20 protein-coding genes and 1 tRNA gene are annotated in these 21,495 nt (G+C 65.9%); 7 read left to right on the forward strand and 14 right to left on the reverse strand.

Annotation, left to right across the window (positions count from 1 at the left end):
* Positions 1-27 precede the first annotated feature (27 nt).
* The 4 genes from HNP02_RS00370 to HNP02_RS00385 all read left to right on the forward strand — a co-directional run bounded on the left by HNP02_RS00370 (position 28) and on the right by HNP02_RS00385 (position 3,549).
* A complete protein-coding gene (locus HNP02_RS00370) occupies positions 28-1,179 on the forward strand; it encodes an FAD-dependent monooxygenase (protein WP_184432876.1) in 1,152 nt (383 codons plus the stop codon).
* The gene (locus tag HNP02_RS00375) at positions 1,176-1,850 is read left to right on the forward strand and encodes an alpha/beta fold hydrolase (protein WP_184432879.1); all 675 of its coding nucleotides are present in this window, start codon (positions 1,176-1,178) and stop codon (positions 1,848-1,850) included. Before HNP02_RS00370 ends, HNP02_RS00375 begins: the two co-directional genes overlap by 4 nt.
* A 62-nt stretch (positions 1,851-1,912) precedes the next feature.
* Positions 1,913-2,353: an OB-fold domain-containing protein gene (locus HNP02_RS00380; protein ID WP_184434813.1), complete on the forward strand. Its 441-nt coding sequence runs from the start codon at positions 1,913-1,915 to the stop codon at positions 2,351-2,353.
* Positions 2,350-3,549 carry a lipid-transfer protein gene (locus tag HNP02_RS00385; protein ID WP_184432882.1) on the forward strand — a complete coding sequence of 400 codons (1,200 nt, stop codon included), beginning with the start codon at positions 2,350-2,352 and terminating at the stop codon, positions 3,547-3,549. The genes HNP02_RS00380 and HNP02_RS00385 overlap by 4 nt, the downstream gene beginning before the upstream one ends.
* A 174-nt stretch (positions 3,550-3,723) precedes the next feature.
* Here HNP02_RS00385 and HNP02_RS00390 read toward each other — a convergent pair whose 3' ends face one another.
* From HNP02_RS00390 to HNP02_RS00415, 6 genes are all read right to left on the reverse strand, one after another.
* Positions 3,724-4,482, reverse strand: coding sequence for an ABC transporter ATP-binding protein (locus HNP02_RS00390; protein WP_184432885.1), 759 nt, complete (start codon positions 4,480-4,482; stop codon positions 3,724-3,726).
* Positions 4,466-5,308 (reverse strand): ABC transporter ATP-binding protein, encoded by an 843-nt coding sequence (locus HNP02_RS00395; protein WP_221317024.1) that lies wholly within the window; start codon positions 5,306-5,308, stop codon positions 4,466-4,468. The genes HNP02_RS00390 and HNP02_RS00395 overlap by 17 nt, the downstream gene beginning before the upstream one ends.
* Before the next feature lie 30 nt (positions 5,309-5,338).
* Positions 5,339-6,547: a branched-chain amino acid ABC transporter permease gene (locus HNP02_RS00400; RefSeq protein ID WP_184432891.1), complete on the reverse strand. Its 1,209-nt coding sequence runs from the start codon at positions 6,545-6,547 to the stop codon at positions 5,339-5,341.
* Entirely contained in the window at positions 6,544-7,581 is a 1,038-nt protein-coding gene (locus HNP02_RS00405; RefSeq protein ID WP_184432896.1) for a branched-chain amino acid ABC transporter permease, read from the reverse strand. The genes HNP02_RS00400 and HNP02_RS00405 overlap by 4 nt, the downstream gene beginning before the upstream one ends.
* 81 nt (positions 7,582-7,662) lie before the next feature.
* A complete protein-coding gene (locus HNP02_RS00410; protein ID WP_184432900.1) occupies positions 7,663-8,874 on the reverse strand; it encodes a branched-chain amino acid ABC transporter substrate-binding protein in 1,212 nt (403 codons plus the stop codon).
* A 176-nt stretch (positions 8,875-9,050) separates the two neighbouring features.
* Positions 9,051-9,662, reverse strand: coding sequence for an ANTAR domain-containing response regulator (locus tag HNP02_RS00415; protein WP_184432907.1), 612 nt, complete (start codon positions 9,660-9,662; stop codon positions 9,051-9,053).
* Between the two features lie 95 nt (positions 9,663-9,757).
* Here HNP02_RS00415 and HNP02_RS00420 point away from each other — a divergent pair.
* A tRNA-Leu gene (locus tag HNP02_RS00420) sits at positions 9,758-9,834 on the forward strand.
* A gap of 77 nt (positions 9,835-9,911) precedes the next feature.
* On the opposite strand, the gene HNP02_RS00425 is transcribed toward HNP02_RS00420, so the two are convergent.
* Positions 9,912-12,026 carry a cellulase family glycosylhydrolase gene (locus tag HNP02_RS00425; RefSeq protein ID WP_184432913.1) on the reverse strand — a complete coding sequence of 705 codons (2,115 nt, stop codon included), beginning with the start codon at positions 12,024-12,026 and terminating at the stop codon, positions 9,912-9,914.
* Between the two features lie 453 nt (positions 12,027-12,479).
* Here HNP02_RS00425 and HNP02_RS00430 point away from each other — a divergent pair, with 453 nt between their 5' ends.
* Positions 12,480-13,790 (forward strand): adenylate/guanylate cyclase domain-containing protein, encoded by a 1,311-nt coding sequence (locus tag HNP02_RS00430; protein WP_375373628.1) that lies wholly within the window; start codon positions 12,480-12,482, stop codon positions 13,788-13,790.
* On the opposite strand, the gene HNP02_RS00435 is transcribed toward HNP02_RS00430, so the two are convergent.
* The 7 genes from HNP02_RS00435 to HNP02_RS00465 all read right to left on the reverse strand — a co-directional run bounded on the left by HNP02_RS00435 (position 13,787) and on the right by HNP02_RS00465 (position 20,636).
* Positions 13,787-14,278: a Dps family protein gene (locus HNP02_RS00435; RefSeq protein WP_184432918.1), complete on the reverse strand. Its 492-nt coding sequence runs from the start codon at positions 14,276-14,278 to the stop codon at positions 13,787-13,789. The two genes, HNP02_RS00430 and HNP02_RS00435, sit on opposite strands and share 4 nt — an antisense overlap.
* 75 nt (positions 14,279-14,353) lie before the next feature.
* Positions 14,354-16,201, reverse strand: coding sequence for a DUF2339 domain-containing protein (locus HNP02_RS00440; RefSeq protein WP_184432923.1), 1,848 nt, complete (start codon positions 16,199-16,201; stop codon positions 14,354-14,356).
* 54 nt (positions 16,202-16,255) lie between these two features.
* The gene (locus HNP02_RS00445) at positions 16,256-16,918 is read right to left on the reverse strand and encodes a response regulator transcription factor (RefSeq protein WP_255506079.1); all 663 of its coding nucleotides are present in this window, start codon (positions 16,916-16,918) and stop codon (positions 16,256-16,258) included.
* Entirely contained in the window at positions 16,905-18,062 is a 1,158-nt protein-coding gene (macS, locus tag HNP02_RS00450) for a MacS family sensor histidine kinase (protein ID WP_184434825.1), read from the reverse strand. The genes HNP02_RS00445 and macS overlap by 14 nt, the downstream gene beginning before the upstream one ends.
* 7 nt (positions 18,063-18,069) lie before the next feature.
* Positions 18,070-18,831, reverse strand: coding sequence for an amino acid ABC transporter ATP-binding protein (locus HNP02_RS00455; RefSeq protein WP_304610986.1), 762 nt, complete (start codon positions 18,829-18,831; stop codon positions 18,070-18,072).
* Positions 18,828-19,745, reverse strand: coding sequence for an amino acid ABC transporter permease (locus HNP02_RS00460; protein WP_184432926.1), 918 nt, complete (start codon positions 19,743-19,745; stop codon positions 18,828-18,830). The genes HNP02_RS00455 and HNP02_RS00460 overlap by 4 nt, the downstream gene beginning before the upstream one ends.
* A 6-nt stretch (positions 19,746-19,751) precedes the next feature.
* Positions 19,752-20,636, reverse strand: coding sequence for an ABC transporter substrate-binding protein (locus tag HNP02_RS00465; protein WP_184434831.1), 885 nt, complete (start codon positions 20,634-20,636; stop codon positions 19,752-19,754).
* A 171-nt stretch (positions 20,637-20,807) separates the two neighbouring features.
* On the opposite strand from HNP02_RS00465, the gene HNP02_RS00470 reads away from it, so the two are divergent.
* Positions 20,808-21,443 carry an HdeD family acid-resistance protein gene (locus HNP02_RS00470; protein ID WP_184432932.1) on the forward strand — a complete coding sequence of 212 codons (636 nt, stop codon included), beginning with the start codon at positions 20,808-20,810 and terminating at the stop codon, positions 21,441-21,443.
* Positions 21,444-21,495 lie beyond the last annotated feature (52 nt).

Consider the following 21,495-nt stretch of genomic DNA (forward strand, 5'->3'; position numbering starts at 1 on the left):
TGACTTGGGATTCGCCAGCCTGGAGACATGACCAAATCAACGGAAGTCCTCATCGCCGGTGCGGGCATCGGCGGACTCACCGCCGCGCTGACCCTGGACGCCAAGGGAGTCCGATCGACCGTCATCGAGAGCGCGCACCAGCTGAAGCCGCTCGGCGTCGGCATCAACCTGCTGCCGCACGCGGTCCGCGAGCTGCACGAACTGGGCCTGTCCGATGAACTTGCGCGGCTGGCGGCCGAGCCGGCGAAGATCTCGTTCTTCGACGAGGGCGGCCAGTTGCTGTTCAGCGAGCCGCGCGGCATCGCAGGTGGATACGGCTGGCCGCAGTACTCGGTGCATCGCGGTGAACTGCAGATGCTGCTGCTGTCCGCGGTCCGCGACCGGCTGGGAATCGATGCGGTACGGACGGGCATGGGCCTCACCGGTTTCGACGCACTCGACGGCCGCGTCACGGCACACACCGCGGCAGGTGACGTCGACGCCCGGATACTCGTCGGCGCCGACGGTCTGCATTCCGTCGTACGCTCCCGACTACATCCCGAACCCGACCCCCTGATGTGGTCCGGGATACGGATGTACCGCGGCGCGGCCGAGATGCCTGCCTTCCTGGACGGCCGCACCATGGCGATCGTCAAGGGCGCCGACGGCGTCGATCTGATCACCTATCCGATCGGCGGCGGACTCGTCAATTGGGTTGTGCAGGTGCCGGAATCGGCTCCGGGACCGTTACCCGGCGACGCCGGCTGGAACGCGCCCGTCGATCCCGAGACCGTGCACCGCCATCTCGCTGGCTGGCACCTCGAGTGGTTGGACGCAGCAGACATGGTCGGACGCACGGCCACCGTTCTGGAGTATCCGATGGTCGACCGGGACCCGCTGCCCTGGTGGGGCCGCGGCAACGTCACGCTGCTCGGCGACGCCGCTCATCCGATGTACCCCGTCGGAGCCAATGGCGGTTCGCAGGCGATCGTCGACGCGCGCGTGCTGGCCAACGAACTTCACCGCGATCCCGATGCCGGCCTGCGCGCGTACGAGAACGACCGAAGGGCAGCGACTGCCGACGTCATCGCCGCCAACCGGGAGATGCATCAGTCGGGCGCCACCCTGAGCCCGGAGGACCTCGCCGAGGTCACCGCGAAGTACCGCAGCGACACCGACGCAGACAGGACGACCGCATGACCAACTACGTTCTCATTCCCGGCGCCTGCCACGGCGCATGGTGCTTCGACGACCTCGCCACCGGACTGCGTGCAGCCGGCCACCGCGTCCTGGCGTACACACTGACCGGGATTTCCGAGCGGGCCCATCTGCTGCACGCGGGAGTCAACCTCGAAACACACGTGACCGACGTCCTGTCCGCCCTGTCCATCGAGCCCGACGCCGACGATCTCGTCCTCGTCGGCCACAGCTACGGCGGCATGGTCATCACCGCTGTCGCCGACCGCATCCCCGACCGGGTGGACGCGCTCGTCTACCTGGACGCCCTGGTGCCCAGAAACGGCGAATCCTGCTGGGACCTGGTCAACGACGAGCACCGGGAGTGGTACATCGGCGTCGACCACACGGGTTATGGCGTGCCGCCGCTGCCGTTCTTCGATGCGCGGGCGAGCGCCCATCCACTCGCGTCGTTCCTGCAGCCGATCGCGCTATCCGGCGACCTCAGCGCGTTCCGGCGCCGCGACTACGTCTATGCGCTGGGTTGGCCGGGTGATTCACCCCTCCGCCCGTCCTATGAACGCGTTCGCGACGACCCGACGTGGACCACGCACGAACTGGACGGCAAGCACAACCTGATGCGCGACAACCCCGACGATCTGCTGCGAATCCTGCTCGACGCCGGCGCGCGATAAAACTGCAACACGTTTCAGTTAGAGCGCTTTGATCGCGTAGTCTGAGCCCCGTGCCAGCAGCAATCGACGCCACCAATCAGCTACCCGCCATCGATGGATGGTTCGCTCACGACGACGCCGGAGTTCCACACCTGATCGCGGGCAAGTGCACGCAGTGCGGCACCTACGTCTTCCCGCCGCGGGCCAACAACTGCCCCAACCCGGCGTGCACCGGCGATGACTTGGAGCAGGTGCCGCTGTCCCGCCGCGGAAGGGTGTGGAGCTACACCGAGAATCGGTATCCCCCACCCGCGCCATACCCGGCTTCCGACCCGTTCGAGCCGTTCGCCATCGCCGCGGTGGAGCTCGTCGAAGAAGGACTGATCATCTTGGGCAAGGTCGTCGAGGGCACCCTGGCCGCCGACCTCAAGGTCGGCATGGAGATGGAGTTGACCACCATGCCGCTGTACACCGACGAGGACGGATTCGTCCGCAGCGTCTACGCCTGGAGGATCGCAGAATGAGCCCGGATCCGCTGTACATCCTTGGTGCCGGTATGCACCCGTGGGGCAAGTGGGGCCGCGACTTCACTGAGTACGGCGTCGTCGCCGCCCGCGCCGCGCTGGCCGAGGCCGGATTGGACTGGCGCCAGATCCAGCTGGTGGCTGGCGCCGACACCATCCGCAACGGCTACCCCGGCTTCATCGCCGGGTCGACGTTCGCGCAGAAGTTGGGCTGGAACGGCGTCCCGGTCAGCTCGAGCTACGCGGCGTGCGCCAGTGGCTCGCAGGCGTTGCAGAGCGCCCGCGCCCACATCCTGGCCGGGTTCTGCGACGTCGCTCTGGTGATCGGCGCCGACACGACCCCGAAGGGCGCGTTCGCACCCGTTGGCGGCGAGCGCAAGAACGATCCCGACTGGCAGCGGTTCCACCTGATCGGCGCGATGAACCCGGTGTACTTCGCGCTGCTTGCCCGCCGCAGGATGGATCTCTACGGTGCCACGTCCGAGGACTTCGCCCAGGTGAAGGTCAAGAACTCCCGCCACGGTCTGCAGAATCCGAATGCCCGCTACCGCAAGGAATCCGCGGTCGAGGACGTGCTGGCCAGTCCGGTCGTCTCCGATCCGCTGCGGCAGCTGGACATCTGCGCCACGTCGGACGGCGCCGCGGCGTTGGTGGTGGCGAGCAAGTCCTTCGCGGAGAAGCACCTTGGCTCGCTCGAGGGCGTGCCCTCGGTGCGCGCCGTGTCCACCGTGACCCCACGCTACCCTCAGCACTTGCCCGAATTGCCGGACATCGCAACGGATTCCACCGCCGTGGTGCCCGCACCGGAGCGGGTGTTCAAGGATCAGATCCTCGACGCCGCCTATGCGGAGGCGGGCATCGGACCCGACGACGTCAGCCTGGCCGAGGTCTACGACCTGTCCACCGCCCTCGAGCTGGACTGGTACGAGCACCTGGGCCTGTGCGCCAAGGGCGAGGCCGAGGCTCTGCTGCGCAGCGGCGCGACGACGATCGGCGGCCGGATCCCGGTCAACCCCTCCGGCGGCCTTGCGTGCTTCGGCGAGGCGATCCCGGCCCAGGCGATCGCGCAGGTCTGCGAGCTCACCTGGCAGTTGAAGGGTCAGGCCATTGGCAGGCAGGTCGAGGGCGCCACGGTGGGCGTCACGGCCAACCAGGGCCTGTTCGGCCACGGGTCGTCGGTCATCGTCGCCCGCTAGGTGGGTCCCCCCTTCCTCCGCGAGCGCGCGTGTCTGCGGGCGACACGCCGCGGGGAGCCCTGATTTTGCGCGCGCTCGGCGTCGGGGCGATCCATGCACCGTCCGCGAACGTGCACGTTCTGCTGGAGTTTTGCGGCGTGTCGGGCAGCAGACACGCGCGCTCGCGGGAGGAGGCTAGGCCACGCCGAGGTAGGCGGCGCGAATGCCGTCGTCGGCCAACAACTCCCGCGCCGGCCCGCTGCGCGTCACCTGGCCGGTCTCGAGGATGTAGGCGCGATCCGAGCGACTCAGTGCCTGCTGGGCGTTCTGCTCGACGAGCAGCACCGTGGTACCCGTCGAGTTGATCTCGGAGATGATCTTGAAGATCTGCGAGATCACCATGGGGGCAAGGCCCATCGACGGCTCGTCGAGCAGCAGCACCTTCGGCCTCGCCATCAGCGAGCGTCCGATCGCCAGCATCTGCTGCTCGCCGCCGGACAGCGTGCCCCCTACCTGGGTGCGCCGCTCCGCGAGCCGCGGAAACGTCTCCAGGATCCAGTCCAGCCGTTCGCGGTGTTCGGACCGGTTCGCAAACTTCCGCCCGTAACACCCCATTTCGAGGTTCTCGGTGACGGTCATGCCGGGGAAGACGCCGCGTCCCTCCGGCGCCTGGATCAGCCCGTCGGTGACGCGGCGGTGGGCCTTGACCTTCGAGACGTCCTTGCCGTCGAACCAGACCGAGCCCGACGAGAGTGGTCGCAGACCCGAGATGGCACGCATCATCGTGGTCTTGCCCGCACCGTTGGAGCCGAGCAGGGTGACGAGCTCACCTTCGCGCACGATCAGCGAAACACCGTGCAGCGCTTGAATGCGCCCGTAGTGCACGACGACGTCGCGGACTTCGAGCAGGACCGGTCGCGGATCGGCATCCGTCGTCTCAGCCGAGTTCGTCATCGGGCACCCCCAGATATGCGGCGATGACCGCCGGGTTGTCGCGGATCTCGGCAGGCAGCCCGTCGGCGATCTTGCGACCGAACTCGAGCACGACGATCCGGTCGGTGACACCCATGACCAGGCGCATGTCGTGTTCGATCAGCAGCACCGTGTAGCCGTCGTCACGAATCGCCCGGATCAGCTCGATGAGTGCGGACTTCTCGCTCGGATTGAACCCCGCCGCGGGCTCGTCGAGGCACAACAGCTTGGGCTCGGTGGCCAGTGCGCGGGCAATCTCCAGTCTGCGTTGGTCGCCGTACGGCAGGTTCTTGGCCTTTTCGTCGGCACGCTGTGAGATGCCGACGAATTGCAGCAGGGCGGCTGCCTTTTCGACCGCCGACTTCTCCTCACGCCGGTGCCGGGGGGTGCGGACCAGTGCCCCTGGCACGGACGTCTTGTGCCTGGCGTCGGTGCCGACCACGACATTCTCGAGCGCCGTCATCTCGCCCCACAGCCGAATGTTCTGGAACGTCCTGGCGATGCCGAGCCGCGTGATCTGGTGCCGCTTGATCTTCCCGAGCGGTGCGCCGTCGAACATCACCGTGCCCGAAGTGGGCCGGTAGACGCCGGTGATGGCGTTGAAGCAGGTGGTCTTTCCCGCGCCGTTGGGTCCGATCAATCCGAGGATCTCGCCCCGCTTGATGCTGAACGTCACCGCGTCGAGTGCGGTGAGTCCGCCGAACTTGACGGTGAGATCCTTTGTCTCCAGCAGCGGCTCGCCCTCTGCCACCTGGACCTCGCGGTGCAGTGCCGCGAGTTCTTCGTCGATCACGGGCTCTTCAGTCATGCGCGATCCCGCTTCGCTTCTCGCTCGTGGTCATGCCGCCGCCTTCGAATCATCCGCGCTGCCAAGCAGTTTGTGCGCGGACTTGCCGTATGCGAGCAATTGCTGGCGCACCGGGAACAGGCCCTGTGGCCGGAAGATCATCAACACCACCAGCGCCAGGCCGAAGAACAGGTACTTTAGGTCGCCGAGGTTGACGCCGAGCAGATGCACACCGAGTAATCGGTTGGGCAGGTAGACGATGATGAACGCGCCGAAGATGACGCCCAGCTTGTTGCCCTGACCGCCGAGCACCACGGCCACCAGGAACAGCATCGAGTTGATGATGTTGAAGTTGGTCGGCGCGACGTACTGCACCTGGCCGGCGTAGAGCGCCCCGGACAGGCCGCCGATCGCCGCACCGATCACGAAGGCCCACAGCTTGAACCGGAAGGTGTTGACGCCCATGACTTCCGCGGCGTCCTCATCCTCCCGGATGGCCACCCAGGCCCGGCCCACCCGGCTGCGCTCCAGGTTGCCGACCAACAGCAGGAGACCGACGATCAACAGCAGGCCGAGCCAGAACCACCAGGTGCCGTAGTTGGCGTGACCCATCGAGTTGCCGCTGGAGAACACGCCGTTGGGCAACTTCTCGGTCTCCCCCAGCCGCGGATAGGCGATCTCGTTCAGACCGCGCGACCCGTTGGTGATGTCGGAGAGGTTGTCGGCGAGCAGGCGGATGATCTCGCCGAAGCCGAGCGTCACGATGGCCAGGTAGTCACCGCGCAGGCGCAGCGTCGGGATGCCCAGGATCAGACCCGCCAGCGCGGTCACCGCCATCGCCAGTGGAACACAAGACAGCCAGGCCCAGTCCTTGCTGAAGAACCCGGTGGGACCCATCTTGTTCCATGGACTGTCGGGACTGGTGATCAGCGCAACCGTGTAGGCACCCACTGCGTAGAAGCCCACGTAGCCGAGGTCGAGCAGGCCGGCTTGACCGACCACCACGTTGAGCCCGATGGCGATGATCGCGACCATCACGAACGCCGCCATGGTGCCGCCGAAGCTGATGCCCGGGGTGTCGATGAAACCCGGTGTGTACAAGGGCAACAGCGCGAGCAGCGTGAAGCCGATGACACCGAAGATCCACTTCATCGGCCGGCTGAGGCCCGACCACCACTGCCGCAGACCGTCGCCGGGGGCCAGCAGTCGCTGACCGAGGGACGTGACCGAACCGCTCTCGGGCGCAGCCTTGTGACTCATGCGCGCGCCTTTCCGAGGCTTTCGCCGAGGATGCCGGTCGGCCGGATCAACAGGACGAGGACGAGCAGGACGAAGGCGACGACGTCACGCCACTGGGTGCCGAACACGGCCTGGCCGTAGTTCTCCATCACGCCGAGCAACAGACCGCCGAGGAGTGCACCGCGCAGGTTTCCGATGCCGCCGAGGACCGCGGCCGAGAAGGCCTTGATGCCCAGCAGGAATCCGCCGGAGTAGATGAGGCCTTGCGGCACCTTCAGCGTGTAGAGCAGCGCCGCGGCGCCCGCCAGCAGACCGCCGATCAGGAAGGTGGTGATGATGATGCGCTCACGCGACACACCCATGAGCGTGGCGGTGGTCGAATCCTGCGCGACGGCGCGGATGCCGCGGCCGAACTTGGTGCGGTTGATCGCGATGTCGGTCAGCAGGGCGAGTACCAACGCCGCGGCGAGCACGACCAGCGTGACGTTGGAGACCGATGCACCGAAGATCGTGAACTGAGTCTTGGGTTGTACCAGGATGATCGGCTGCTGGGCGTTGGACCCGCCGTACCCCTTGATGATGTGCGGCAGGATGAAGTGCACGAATTCCTGCAGCACGAAGGACATTCCGATGGCGGTGATCAGGAAGGTCAGCGACCGCGCGTTGCGGCGCCGCAGCGGGCGGTAGGCGATGAACTCGAGCCCCACCGCCGCCGTCCCCGACACCAGCATCGCGAACAGCATGGCAATCGCGAGGTACAGAATGGTGAGTGCGACGCCCTTGTTGTAGGCGTTACCGCTCGGCGAGAACCCCAGGATCATGTCCAGGCAGAAGTACGCGCCGAACATGCCGAGCATGAAGATCTCGGAATGGGCGAAGTTGATCAACCGGAGCACGCCGAACACCAGGGTGTAGCCGACGGCGACCAGCGCGTAGATGGCACCCCACGACAGCCCGTCGACGGTCAACTGCCAGAACCCATTCAACAGGCCATCGACGTTGAAGTTGATGTTGGCGGCCTGGCAGGCGAATTGTTCGACGCACTCTTGGATCATCCGGGGGCGGCTCCTGGTGGATTACGGATACGAGGCGCGCCCGAGAGCACTTCGGTCTCGGACGCGCCTCGTCTCGGACGGTTACTGAACCTTGTAGATCCAGATCAGCGTCGAGGTCAGCTCGCCCTTGTCCGTCCACTGGTACTTGCGTGCGACGCCCTGGCCGTCATAGGTGCGCACGAAGTCCAGCAGGTCGGGTCGGGTGATCTTCCCTGCGTCGATGCCCTTCACCAGGATGGTGCCCAGGTCGTAGCCCTCAGTGCTGTACGTGCTGGGCTCCACGCCGAATTTCTTGGTGTACTCGTCCACGAACGTTCCGGTGGCCGGGCCGCACGGGCAAGCAAGGACGGCGTCCTTGGACGCCTCGCCTGCCTGCTTGACGAACTCCGGATCCTTGGTGCCGTCGGCGCTGGAGAACGTCGCCGTCACGCCCGCGTCCCTCAGCTGCTGCACCAGGGGTGCGGCCTCCGAGTAGTACCCGCCGTAGAACACCGCGTCCGGGTTGGCGCCCTTGATCTGGGTCACCGCGGCCGAGAAGTCCTTGTCGCCCTTCTTCACCGAGATGTTGCACGACGATTCCGCCACCGGCCCGAGCGTCTCACGCACGGCGGTGGACAGGCCGAGGCCGTAGTCGGTGCTGTCATCCACGACGCAGATCTTTTTGAAGCCCTTCGTGTTCTTCAGGTAGTTGGCGACCGACGGGCCCTGTACGCCGTCGTTGGCCAATCCGCGGAAGAACGTCTTCCACCCGTTCTCGCTCAGCGTGACGTTGGTGGCCGACGCAGTGGTCGCGACCAAACCGGCTTGGTCGAACACCGTGCCGGTGGCCTTGGTCTCACCGGAGAACGCCGGGCCGACCAGACCGATGGTGTATTGGTCGTCGACGATCTGCGGGGCGATGGCGGTGGCCTTCTGCGGGTCGCCCTCGGTGTCGAACGGCTTCAGCTGTACCTGGCAGCCTGGGTTCGCGGCGTTGTGCTTGTCGATGGCCAACTGCACGCCATTCTTGATGTTGATGCCGAGTGCGGCGTCGGGACCCGTGAGGGCGCCCGCCATCGCGATCGACACCGGCGGGCACGTCGCCTTTCCGTCCCCAGCGGGATCGGCGGCTTTCACGCCTTCGGGCGCCTTCACCTCGGCGCCGTTCTCGTCGATCTGTACTTGCTCGACGATCTTCAAGTTGGCTTGCGCCTTGTTCTCTTCGGGGCTGGACTGATTGCAGCCGGCAATGCCAAGCACAACCAAGCCCGCGCTACCGAGAGCAAATGCACTCCGTGCCACGCGACCTCGCACGTTCTACCTCCGAGTCAGAGTTGTCATCGGCACCGAGGGTGCAGCGCACGTCGGCCGTCCCCCGATGCTTCGGGTAGAACATAGCCAACCCGTGGCCGTAGTGCGTGATGTTGGGAAATGCGGCCTGCGTATTCGCCGTGTCCGACCGTCAAAAGGCGGGTCAGGAAACGCATTTGTTACGCGTCGCCGGGCACGTCCAATGTTTCCAGCACCACCTCGGCAACTCGCTTCATGGTGGTTCTGCGGTCCATTGCGGCGCGCTGAATCCACTTGAATGCCTCGGGTTCGGTCATCGCCTGCTTCTGTTGGAGCAAACCCTTTGCACGCTCGACGAGCTTGCGCGTCTCGAGGCGATCGGTGAGCGTGGCGACTTCTGCTTCCAGCGCTGCGATCTCGCTGAAGCGGCTCAACGCAAGCTCGATGGCCGGGATCAGATCGGTGATGGAGAACGGCTTCACCAGATAGGCCATTGCACCGGCGTCCCTTGCCCTCTCGACGAGGTCACGCTGCGAGAAGGCAGTCAGCACCACGATCGGGGCGATGCGCTTGCCTGCGATCTCCGTGGCCGCGTCGATGCCGTCACGGCGAGGCATCTTCACGTCCATGATCACCAGATCCGGCATGAGCTTCTCGGCGAGCTCGACGGCCTCCTGCCCGTCGCCTGCCTCCCCGACTACGTCGTAGCCCTCCTCGCGAAGCATCTCGGCGAGGTCGAGACGAATGAGGGCCTCGTCCTCGGCGATCAGTACACGGCGCGGCTTGACGACGTCCGTCGTTGACTCGGTCATGTGCACATTGTCGCGTGACGGGCGCTGATCAGCGACCTCGGGGCATTTACGGGCCTGCCGAGCGATCCTCTATCGTGGGAGACCGCACGAGCTGAGCCCTCGTATCCCAACTGGCAGAGGAAACGGATTCAAAACCCGTGCAGTGTGAGTTCGAATCTCACCGAGGGCACCAGAAGCGCCGACGAACCAGAGGCCCCCAACTCCACGTTGAGGGCTCTGGTTCGTAGAGACGCAGGCGAAATCGCTCGCCTAGCTGGCCGCACCGCCTGCCGAATCGGAGGCGCCTTCGCCGCCTTCGGCGCCCGCCGCACCAACGCCCGCGGTGACGGCTACCGGCTTGGCCTTGACCTCACCCGAGCCACTGCCGTCCTTGCCCCGTGTGCGGCTGCCGGAACCCTCGTTGCCGTCCTTGCCCGACTTCGACTGCCCCTCGGACGCGCCGGACTTGGTCGATTCGCCCGACTTGCTGGAACCGGACTTGGTGGATTCACCGGACTTGTCCGAATCGCTTGGCTTGTCGGATTCGTCGGACTTGCTGCCCGTCGACGACTCGGGAGTCGTTGAACCCGTGGAGGTTCCGGTCGAACCGGTCTCCGTGGTGGTGCCGGTCGTTCCCGTTGGCTCGGTCTTGACGGGCTCAGTCTTGACGGGCTCGGTGACCGTGACGGGCTCGGTGACCTTGACGGGCACCGCCGTCTCCGTCGCCGTCGCTACCGCCGTCTCCGTCGCCGTGACAGCCGGCAGGGCAGCCGTCTCGGTGGACTCGGCCGGAGTTTCCGCCGTGGCGGTCTCCTCTGCTGCTGTCACTTCCGTGGCGGTTGTCTCCGTCGCAGTTTCTACCGTCGCGGTCTTCTCCGTCGCGTCGGCGCCCTTGCCGTCCGCTGCGGTTGCGTCCGATTCGGCGGCCAGGCCCTCCGTCTCCGCCGATACGACCGACGCCGACCGCAGTGCCAACGGTGCGGCTGCGGCTGCGGCAGGGCCGGACAGCACCCCGGCGATCCCGCTGAGGAAGTTCGTGATGGCGGTGACGACTGCTGTCACGAAGCCCTGCACCCCCGATACGAGCGCCTGGACCAGCGCCGCGATCGGATTCAGTATCGGGATGCCCGGGATGCCCGGGGTGGTCGGCATCGGATGTGCGGCGATCCAGTCCTTGAGCATCTCCGAGACGGTGTGGCTGACCCCGTTGCTATCCACGTAGACCTTCTCGCCACCGACCGACGTCCATATTCCCATGTTGGCCCCGGGGTCGGTGCTGCCCGCGGTGTCCCGGCCGGTGTAAAGGAAGATCGGCCCTATCTGCTCCGCGAACTGTTGGTTGTAAAAGGGGCTGTTCGGGTCCGCGTAAGCCTGCCAGGTGTCGAGGAGGTCCTTGATCCAGGCGGCCTGGGTCGCGGCGCTTGCGGCATCAGTGCTGGACACGCCGTACTCAGTGAGCCAGACCTGCTTGTCGGGAATCAGGTTCATGATGGCTTCGACCTGTTCGCGCGGCGTGAGGAAGGCGCCGCAGCTGGGGCAGGTCCCGGAGAACGGAATCTGATCGCCGTAAGGGTGCACTGACAACGCATCGAAATATTGCTCCGGGTTGGTGCCGAGGGCGGCAAGCATCCGCGTAACGAACGTGACCGGATCCATCGTGAACCCGCCGAAGGTCTGTGTGGCGCCCACGGCACCGGCAACGACCGTGGCAGTCGGGTCGCCTGTAACGACGTTATTGATCGCTGCGTACGCCGCCTTCAGCAGCGTCGCGTAGTCCTCGGGACTGATGGGGTTGGAGAACATGAACGAGTTGGGCTCGTTCCAGATCTCGTACGCCGAGACGATGGAGGCATAGGACACCGGGAGGACGGCACCAGGAACGGCGACTTGGTGCGCCATGAGTTTGTTCAGAAAGTCCGTGAACGCCGCGACGTTGGGCGTGTCACTGCCGGGCGGGAACCCTGGATTGCCTGGGTTTGGCCCGGCCCACGACGGGGTGCCGTTGATCTCGGCCATGACGCCCATGTTTCGGGCGGCCGCAGCGGACATGACCTTGTCGAGGAGAGAGAAGTCATAGGTGTTGTCCGTCTGCTCGATCAGCCCCCACGGCACGAACACGCGAATGTTCTGCACGCCGATCGACTGCAGTTGGTCCAGCGTTGCATCGATGTCAGCTTGCGACATGCCGTAGAGGGGTGACTCGGCCATGCCGATGGTGTTCGGCGTGTCGGTGATTTCCGCCACCTGGACGTACTCGTAGGCGGCCATCCTGGGTGGCGCCACGAAGATCCCGCTGGCGTACGCGCTCACCATCGCCGCTGGGATTACCGCTATGACAGCCCGAGTCGCGATCGCTCGAAACAGAGTGCCTCTGCACTTGTTCATGGGGGATCCTCTTTCGTTCAAGACCGAAGTTTTCGACATCACCGTCAACCGGTGGACTTAATTTACTCACTCGACAGCAAATATGCGTGGCTATTGACGTGAACTGCAAGTAACCGTTCCTAAGACAGTCTCAGCTCAGGGTGTCGGGGCCTGACTTCTTCGCTTGGATCGGCACGTTTGGCAAATAATCAGGGAAAGGGTATGCATTAGCGTCGTCCCATCACATGCAGATCTCTTTTCAATGAAAATGCCAGCTGAGAGGCATTGTTCCGCGACAAAGCATCGTGCGTTGGAAAATGGTGAAATAGCGGCACTCCGTGCCAGATTAGCTACAGCCAACAATCCCCTCTGCGCCGGGGGGCTCGACCCCCGCACGGCAAACAATTATTTACATTGTCGAAAATTTAGCCAGCAAGCACCTGATCTTGCGGGAGTTACCCTCTAGGCGTGACAATCGCGGACAACGGAGCGGCGCCGACGGGCGTGATCCCGTCGGCTCGACGCGGCCCATGCGTGCCGGCCGTAGCACTGGAGATCCGGGGCGCGGGCCGCACCCAACACCAGGCGCAGGGCACGTCCCGACAGATGCGCGTGCTGTCCGTGACGACCCGGATCGCCGCGGTCGTGAGCGCGTTCTTCGGCATCCAGCAGTTCGTCATCGCGAACGACGCGCTGTGGCTCGGTTACCTGAACCTCGGCAGCGCCGTCGTCTTCCTTCTCATCCCGCAGCTGTACCGATACGGCGATCTACTCCCACCGGTGGCGTTCCTTCTGGTGGCGTACACGGGAATGACGATCTCCTCTATTTACATCGGCAGCGGGATCGGCCTGCACTTCTACTTCGCCGTCGCTGCGGCGATCATGCTGCTGGTACTGGGCATCGAGCGCATCGTGCTGGCCTCGCTCCTCGCCGTGCTCGGAGCAGTCACGGTGGTCGCACTCGAGATGTGGGTGCCGCACAACACCGGCACCCAGCCCGACTGGGCATTCAAGATGGGCTTCATCGTCAACACCGCGGCCGCATGGCTGCTCGTGGTCGCGACGGTCTGGTACGCACTGCGCGAGACTGCCAGGGCCGAGCAGGCAATGGAAACCGAGTACCAGCGCTCGGAAACGCTGCTGGTCAACATCCTTCCCGCCTCGATCGCCGAACGCCTGAAGAACCCGGCGCACAACATCATTGCCGACAAGTACGACGATGCCTCGATCCTGTTCGCCGACATCGCCGGCTACACAAAACGGGCGAGCGACACCACACCGACCGAACTCGTCCGCTTCCTCGATGCCCTCTACACCGACCTCGACGCGCTCGTCGATCGCCACGGCCTCGAGAAGGTCAAGACGAGCGGCGACTCGTACATGGTGGTCAGTGGCGTACCCGAGTCGCGGCCCGACCACCTTCAGGCACTGGCCGGCCTGGCACTGGACATGGCCGACGCCGTGGCCGGCCTCAAGGATCTGCAGGGCCGTGAAGTCCCACTGCGGATCGGCCTCGCGGCTGGACCGGTGGTCGCAGGCGTGGTCGGCGCCCGCAAGTTCTTCTACGACGTCTGGGGTGACGCGGTCAACGTGGCATCACGCATGGAGGCGACGGACGTCGAGGGCCGCATCCAAGTGCCCCATGACGTCTATCAACGCCTCAACCCCGAGTTCAGCTTCGAAGACCGAGGCGAGATAGACGTCAAGGGCAAGGGCGTCATGCACACCTGGTATCTGACCGGGCGCCGGGCAGTGCCTGCCCCCATGCCCTCCGGCACGCTTTAGACCTTGCGGTTCTCTGATTTGATCAGCCAGGCGAGCTTCTCAAGACCGTCGATCAGCTGGTGCAGGATGTCGGCCGTGCTGGGGTCTTCGGCGTCGACGTCGTCGTGCACCGCACGCATCGTGTCGACCGCCGCGTACACCCGCGCGGTGGCCAGGTCGACCGCCTCGGCAGTGCCGACCTCGTAGACCGGGAACTGCGGCAACGTGGTGGTGGCCGCCACGGTGTCCGACCGGCCGTCCGGCACGGCGTCCAGAGCACGCAGCCGCTCGGCGATGGTGTCACTACCGGCACGCGCGAAGTCGACGAGCTCGTCCAGCTGCAGGTGCAGATCGCGGAAGTTGGTCCCCACCACGTTCCAATGCGCCTGCTTGCCCTGCAGGTGCAGTTCGATCAGATCCACCAGCACGCGCTGCAGGTTTCCTGCCAACTGCGGTGAGGCCTCGAATACGGTGATGTCGGCGTCGTTTCGACGAGTTGCACTAGTCATGATGAGCTCCCTTTCGTTCACTGGGTACAACCTCGCCACCACCGGGATGCATGGCATCCGCGCAGGTGAGTGCCCTCACACCGGCTGCTGCTCCTGCTGATCCTGTTGGGCGAGCAGTCGGGCGTAACCCGCTCCCATGCCAAGCAGCACGAGACCCACCACGATGAAGACGACGACCCGGAAGATGCCGTCCAACGTGCCGAGGTCGAACAGGAACAGCTTCGCCATCGCCGCCGCCACGAGCGCCATGCCCGCGCCGATCGGCACCGAGCGCTCCTCCCGCGACAGCTTTGCCGCATAACGAAACACGCCCGCCGCCAGACCGATCCAACAGATCGTGGCTGCCACGTGCCCGGCGAAGAAGCCGTAGACCTCGCCGCCGAACAGCACACCAGCCGTGACCGTGAACATCGTGATGGCATCCATGCCGATCAACGCGACAGCCGTCCACCCGAGTCGTATGACGTCGTCGGCCTTGCCAATCCATGACCACGTCATCGCCACCGCGCAGGCCACCAGCAGAAGACTGGCGATCAGTGTCGAGACGGCAACCGGCGTCGTCACCGAGGTCGCACTGGTCAGCATCTCGGGCGGGGCGTAGCCGAGGTAATAGCATGCTCCAGCGACGCCGAAGCCCATGGCGCACCAGCGGGCGACCGTGCTGCTTCGCCCCGCCACCGCAACCACCGCCGCCATCGCCAGCAGCAACGGCGCGGTCACCGGGCCGTCAAACGCGACTGCGACCGCGATGAGCGCGGCGGCCGCGGACAGGGCTGACCAAATCTGACGCACGGCACCCGTCACGTTTGGCAACCGACCACCCACCAGCACGATCGCGAGCAGAACCGCGGCAAGGACACCCGCAGACAATGCGGACGTCACCCGGCCCGCGACTGCCGAGACCGCAAGCACGGGCAGCGTTCCCGCGGCCGCCAGCAGCGCGGTCACGACCGGACGACTACTGCGGGGCAACAGGATCAAGGCACTGACGATGGCCAGCGCCACGGCGATGCCGCAGGCACCGGCGACCCAAGCTGCATGGCCCGAGCCTCGCGGGACCACGGCGAGCGCGACCAGCAGAGGCAGGGTCGCCGCAGCCACGCGGGCAGCGTGCAGGCCGGTCCAGTCCTTGCCGAGTTGCACCGGCAGGCTCGCAGCGGACAGCGCGAGCATGAACCCGACGAGGAGCAGGGTGATCCCGTCGGTCACCACGGGCCCGAGTCCGATCAGTGGCACCAGGACCAACAGTCCCAGATGCTCGGAGTCCCAGCGCCGCGCCAGCGTCAACCCACCGCCCGCGACGATGGCCGCCAACACGAGACCCACCGGCGCCGTCACCCAGCCGTAGATGGTGGTGACGGCGATGACGTCCATGTACGCGGCGGCGATACCGGTGGCGGTTAGCGCGATCGCCCCGACGCGGCCGCCCGGCCTGGTGTTGAGCCACCACCCGGCACCGACCAGCGCACCGGCCAGAACCGCACCCGCGGCTACACGAAACTCGGGACGCAGGATTCCCGCCTGGGCAGCCAGGACCAGGAGGAGGACCACGCCGACGAGCGTGACGGCCACACCCGCCACTGCGAGGACCTTGCCGATCCAGCCGTCTGAGTGGGGTGCGGGCTGCGGCCGAGGAGCCTGGACCGGACCGATGGGCTGTGCCAGGGCAGTGTGGGCCGGGGCGGGCGCGGCCTGCGCAGCAGGCTGCTGGTACGTCGCAGGCTGCGCGGCGTACTGCGGGTACTGAGGCGGGTATTGCGCCTGCGGGTAGTAGTACGGCGCCGGCGCAACGGGCTGTGGCGTCCGCTCGGCCATGATGCGCTCCAGTCCACGCAGATCGGTCGACGCGCGCGCCAGGTAACTCGCCATCGTCGCGAAATCCGCCGAGAGCCTGGAGATGACGGCCTGATCGGGTTCGGTCATGGCGCCATCGTGGCACCGTGAATCGCGCTGGTCTTGAGTAGTCCTACTCGAACATCACTCCTGGTCGAGGCCGTGCTCGATGGCGTACCGGGCCAGTTCGACGCGGTTGGCCACCTGCAGCTTCCGGAAGGTCGCCTGCACGTGGTTCTCGACGGTGCGGTGGCTCAACGACAGCCGTTCCGCGATCTGCCTGGCGGTCAGCCCCTTCGCCACGTGTCGCAGGACTTCGGTCTCGCGTTCGGTGAGGGTCGGCATCCCCGATCCCGCGTCGGGCGTCGAGGCCATCCGCCGGTACTCCCCCAGCACCAGACCGGCAAGGCCGGGAGTGAACACCGCCCGGCCCTCGCCGGTGGCGCTCACGGCCGCAGCGAGTTCGGCCTTCGACGCGCTCTTCACCAGATAGCCGGTGGCGCCGGCCTTTACCGCCTCGAGGACGTCGTCTCGCTCGTCGGAAGCCGACAGCACCAGGATCCTCGACGACGGGGACACCGCGAGCACCTCCGCCGTCGCCTGGGCACCCGTGCCGTCCGACAGGCGCATGTCCATCACCACGACGTCGGGTGTCACCACCGCGGCGCGACGGCGGGCGGACGCGACGCCGTCGGCCGTCGCGACCACGTCGAAGCCGTCCTCGGCCAAGTCGCGGGCGACCGCGTCCCGCCAGATCGGATGGTCGTCGACCACCATCACCCGGTACTCGCGCTTAGCGCCTGCCATTGCGCTCACCCCGTCTCGGGACCATGAGCTCCCATTCCGTTCCCGTGTCGGGCCCGGTGTTCAACCGCGCGCTGCCACCCAACCAGTTCATCCGTCCCACAATCGATTTCGCGACACCGACGCGTCCCTCGGCGACCGCCTGGTCGAGGCGTCCAGCGGGGATTCCCACCCCGTCGTCGCGGATGCTGACCACCACCGAGTCTCCCAGATCCTCGAGCAAGACGAAGGCACGTGCGTCCGGCCCGGCGTGCGCGACGACGTTGTCCAAGGCGTTGGCCACCGCGGCGTCCACCTCGGTGGCGACCGCCGTGTCCAACGGCACCGGGGTGGCGGGCAGGCTCACCGACACCCGATCGCTCGCGCGGACCCGAAGCAGCGTCACCAGGTCGGTCGAAGCCGAGGCCACGGCAGGCAGACCGGAGCTGCCCACGCTGACGAGTCGCCGCAACGCCCGTTCCTGTTCGCCCGCGAGTTCAGCCAATTCCGCTGTGGCTCCACCGATTTCACGTCCGCGACGCGCGACCAGGGCGAGTACCTGAATCGCACCGTCGTGAACCTCGCGGGACAACCGTTCGCGCTCCTCCAGCGATGCCGCGAGCCGAGCCGCGTCCTCCAGTTCGGCGTGGGCGCGTCGCGCCGTCTGGGCAGCCATGCCGATCGCCAGGCCCACCGCGAGCTCGATGACTATGGTGGCGTTGCGGCCCACGTCGATGCTGAAGTAACCCTTCGACGCCGCACTGGCCGCCATCACCACGACGCCGGCGACCATGCCGACGATCGGCCCGAGCAGGATCGCCGCGGAGATGGTCGCGTTGGTGGCCCATAGCGTGGTCGGCCACGATTGGTTGGCCGCCACCCACTGATCGGACGCGACGAACCCGGTGGACAGCACCAGCACCACCACCACGACGAGCTCGGCGATCACCCATGCCGGCCTGCGGCCGTAGCCCTGCAGGTACGCCGCCGCGCACGCCACGCTCCAGCCGATCAGCACCGCGAAGAGCGCCCATCCGATCGCGGGCCGGTCCAGGTCCTCGTTGATCGCGATCTGAAAATACAGCGCGTAGATGCAACTCAGGAGCCGGAACACCTGCGCCGCCCGCCACAGTGGGGCTGCGGGGTCCGGTCCGCGTGCCGCCGGCATCACCGCTCTACATCACCTTGGACAGGAATGCCTTCGTCCGCTCGTGCTGGGGATTGCTCAACACCTCGCGTGGCTTGCCGCTCTCCACGATCACCCCGCCGTCCATGAAGACGATCTGGTCGGCGACCTCGCGGGCGAAGCCCATCTCGTGGGTGACCACCACCATCGTCATGCCTTCGCTCGCCAGCTTCTTCATCACGGCGAGGACCTCGCCGACGAGCTCGGGGTCGAGTGCCGACGTCGGTTCGTCGAACAGCATCAGTTTGGGGTCCATCGCCAGTGCCCGCGCGATCGCCACGCGCTGCTGCTGACCACCGGACAACTGGGCCGGATAGGCGGTTGCCTTCTCCGACAGGCCGACCTGTTCCAGCAGATCCTTGCCGCGGGCGATCGCTGCGGCCTTCTTGACGCCCTTCACCTGGATCGGGGCCTCGATGATGTTGTCGAGCGCGGTGCGATGCGGGAACAGGTTGAAGTGCTGAAACACCATCCCGATGTTCCGGCGCTGCTTCGCGGCCTCGCGCGGCGGCATCTCGTGTAGTTTGTCGCCGCGCTCCCGGTAGCCGATCAGGTCACCGTCGACGTAGAGCCGACCGGCATTCACCTGCTCCAGATGGTTGATGCACCGCAGGAACGTCGACTTGCCAGACCCGGACGGACCGACAAGGACCAGCACCTGGCCCTTGTCGATCTCCAAGGTCACGCCCTTGAGCACCTTCAGCGCACCGAAGCTCTTGCACACGCTCTCGGCCTTCACCATCGGCGTCATGGGTGCCCCCCTATACCTATGGTTTGCGCGGCCGCCAGCGCTTCGAGCTGCTTGGTGGTCAGCTTGCGCGACGCGCCGCGGGAGAAGTACCGCTCCAAGTAGAACTGGCCGACCATCAGGACGCTGGTGATGGCCAGATACCAGGTCGCGGCGACCATGAGCAGCGGTATGGGCTCGAAGATCACGCCGGAGATGTCGCGGGCCCGCCCGTACAACTCGAGACTGAACGGCACCGCCGTCACCAACGACGTGGTCTTCAGCATGCTGATGAACTCGTTGCCGGTCGGCGGGATGATCACGCGCATGGCCTGTGGCAACACGGTGCGACGCATCGTCATCGACCACGACATGCCCAGCGCGGTCGACGCCTCGGACTGACCCTCGGGCACCGAGCTGATGCCTGCACGGATGATCTCCGCCATGTATGCGGCCTCGTTGAGGCCAAGGCCCACGAACGCCAGGGTGAAGTTGATCGACAGATCCTGCAGGTTCAGGTGGAACAGCGACGGCCCGAAGGGGACTCCGAGCTGGATGTTCTTGTACAGCGTGGGGACCAACCCCCAGAACACCAGCTGCACGTACACCGGAGTACCGCGGAAGATCCAGAGATACACCCAGGCAACCGATTTGAACACCGGGTTGGGCGAGAGCCGCATGACTGCCAGCAATACGCCCAGCGCCACTGCCAGCACCATCGACAGCACGGTCAGCTGGATGGTGTACCAGGCCCCCGCCGAAATCCGTTCGTCGAACAGATACTTGCGGTAGGTGGCCCAGCCGTACGCGTCATTGGTGGCTGCACCGTAGAGGAACAACACCACCAGGACGACGATGACGATCGCCGCCACCCACCGCCACGGGTGCCGCAACGGCACCGCGTCGATGGCGGATGGCGACGAAGCGTCAACTGTCATAAGCGGTTAGCTGGTCGCACCGTTGATGACGGGCTTGTCGATCAACCCCGCCTCGACGCCCCAGTTCGTCGCGATCGTCTTGTAGTCGCCCGTCTCGATCAGGTGCTCGAGCGCCTTCTGCAGGGATGCCGCCAGCGGCGAACCCTTGGCCACTGGCCAGCCGTATGGCGCCGAGTCGAAGGTCTCACCGGCGGTCTCGAGCTTGCCGTTGCTCTGCTTGATCGCGTAGAGCGTCACCGGGGAGTCCGCCGACATCGCATCCGCCTTGCCCAGCACGACGGCGCTGGTGGCGTCGTCCTGGCGGTCGAACTTGATGATCTCGATCGCAGGCTTGCCCTCGTCCGTGCACTTCTTGCTGCGCGCAGGCAATTCGTCGGTCTCTTGGACCGTGGTCGACTGGACCGCGACCTTCTTGCCGCACGCGTTCTCCGGATCGACCTGGGCTCCCTTGCCCTTCGCCCACAGGCTGCCCGCGGAGAAGTAGGTGACGAAGTCGACGGACGCCTCGCGCTCCTTGGTGTCGGTGAACGACGACATCCCGACGTTGTAGGTACCGCCCTGGATCGCCGGGATGATCTTGTCGAAATCGGATTCGCGGTACTCGGCGGTGAGGCCCAGGGTAGCCGCGACGGCGTTCATCAGGTCGACGTCGAAGCCGACGATCTTGCCGCTCGGATCCTTGAACTCATTCGGTGCGTATGGCGGGTTGGTCCCGACGACCAGCTTGCCGGAGGACTTGATGTTCTCGGGCACGGTGTTGGCAATCTCGTCGACCTTTGCCGCGGACGGTGCGGCCGCGGTGGTCGACGGGCCGTTACCTTCGGTGTTGCTCGCACACCCCGACATCACCAGTGCGCCCGTCGCGGCAAAAACCGCGGCCATGCGCCACATCTTCTTACCTGGCACGAGTTGCCTCTTCTTTCTGAATTGGGCCTCAGTGGTTGGCCGGTAACGGAACACTAGCGGGGTGTTGGCGCCGCGGTAGGTGAAACTTAACGCCGGTCGCCGATCGGCGCCGTGTGAATCCCCCGCGCAGGGTAAACGCTGTGGAACACTTTCCGCATGACAACTCCCGCTGTACCGAACCTGTTGCCGCACCTGTGGAAGTCTGCTCTGGTCTCCGGCGTGCTGGCCGTCGCACTCGGCGTTGCGGTCGTGGCGTGGCCGGGCATCTCAATCGCCGTCGCCGCCATCTTCTTCGGCGCCTACCTGCTGGTGACGGGTATCCAGCAGGTGATCTTTGCATTCAGCCTGCACGTCACCGCAGGCGGTCGCGTCCTGCTGTTCATCAGCGGCGCCGCCGCACTGATCCTCGCGGTACTGGCATTCCGGCACCTCTACGATGCGGTTTTGCTGATGGCCATCTGGATCGCCGTCGGCTTCGTCTTCCGCGGCGTGGCGACGACGGTTTCAGCGATCAGTGACCCGACGCTGCCCGGGCGCCTCTGGAACATCTTCGTCGGCCTCATCAGCCTCATCGCCGGTGTCGTGGTCCTGGCGTCGCCGTTCGAATCGATGGCCACCCTCGCGCTGGTGGTCGGCATCTGGCTGATCGTCATCGGCGTGATGGAGGTCGTCGCCGCGTTCGGCATCCGTGCCACCACCAAGAAGGTAGCGACCAAGCCCGCCGCCGACGTCGTGCCGGAGGTCACCTCGGAAGCCAAGGAGGCCACCGAGGCGAAGGAATCCACCAACTGAATGAGGGCGTGACCAGGGTCATGGCCCTTTGCGTTGTTGTCTACTACAATTC

Origin of the sequence: Mycobacterium sp. AZCC_0083, assembly GCF_014202335.1 — a bacterium.
Taxonomy (GTDB): Bacteria; Actinomycetota; Actinomycetes; order Mycobacteriales; family Mycobacteriaceae; genus Mycobacterium.